This is a genomic window from Candidatus Woesearchaeota archaeon (assembly GCA_003694805.1).
GTDB lineage: Archaea > Nanobdellota > Nanobdellia > Woesearchaeales > J110 > J110.
On the sequence record RFJU01000056.1, the window covers coordinates 1 to 1,208 of the forward strand.

At 50.9% G+C, this 1,208-nt stretch carries 1 protein-coding gene; it reads left to right on the forward strand.

The features are described from left to right. Positions 1-686: 686 nt before the first annotated feature. On the forward strand, positions 687-1,208 hold a 522-nt coding region (locus D6783_02125; GenBank protein RME53386.1), incomplete at its 3' end, for a hypothetical protein.

The window sequence follows — 1,208 nt, forward strand, 5'->3', positions numbered from 1 at the left end:
CTGCGTCTAAATCCCTCTCAGGCTGCGAATCCCCTTCTGACCGGGTAATACCGTTGCTAACAACAACGCATGTGCTAAGTCTAAATCCCTCTCAGGCTGCGAATCCCCTTCTGACGTAAAAGTCGCTACCGAACTGCGCCACACTATATTTGTCTAAATCCCTCTCAGGCTGCGAATCCCCTTCTGACACGGAAACTCCCGACCCGACGGAAACTCCCGACCCGAGTCTAAATCCCTCTCATAGGGTAGAACCAGTCAGAAGCTTGACCGCGAAAAACGCGGTCATGACTGCGTTTCTCTCTTTACCAGAGAGAAAAAACGCAGTAGGTCTGAAACTGTGACTTTGTTTTTCTGTTAACGTTCGGTCTCGTGACGACGTCACTTCTCTTAAAATCGCAGCCTCACTTCTCTTCGACCACGTTTGGCTTTTCTTGAAAAGGCTTCTCCTAGAGTTATACTGTTTTTGCTACAAAACGGCACACACCCAAGGAGAAACCTTCATGCAACTATATCATATTTTTCCATTCCCCCTGCGTCGCAAGCGCCATTCCCTGCCACCCCATCTGCCTCGCTTACTCACAGCCTATTCCAACCAACCCCAATTCGTCCGTCGTTGCCACCTTACCCAGCAGTTGAGCCATCTTTTGCGTTTTCTTGATTGGGCACAACTGCCCCGCTCCCTACGTATGCACCGTCAAGGTGAGCGAGAAGTCCCTTTACCCGCCTACATAGGAGCTTACCTGGTTAAGTTGGAAATGCACCTGCCCACTTTTGGTCACCTGCGCCGTTTTCTCGTCGCTCATCCGGCTCTTGTCTGGGCGCTTGGCTTTCCTCTCGTGTATGATGACCGAAGACAGATAGATATTGAAGCTTGCTTGCCTTCCCAACAGCATTTCGGCCGAAAACTGACGCGATTGCCCAATCCTGTGCTGCAAAGTTTACTCGACAGTCAAGTGATCTGGCTGCAGCAGCAGCTTGGTGAGGGTTTTGGCAATACCGTCAGCATTGACACCAAACACATTGTGGCATGGGTCAAAGAGAACAACCCCAAGGCATATATAAAGGAAGGTCGCTTCGATAAAACGCAGCAGCCAGCTGGTGACCAGGATTGCAAACTGGGCTGCAAACGCCGCCGCAACCAGGTAACTCCCACCAAAGAAGGTCAGCCAGTGAGCGAAAAGGTGAGCATTGGTGAGTATTACTGGGGC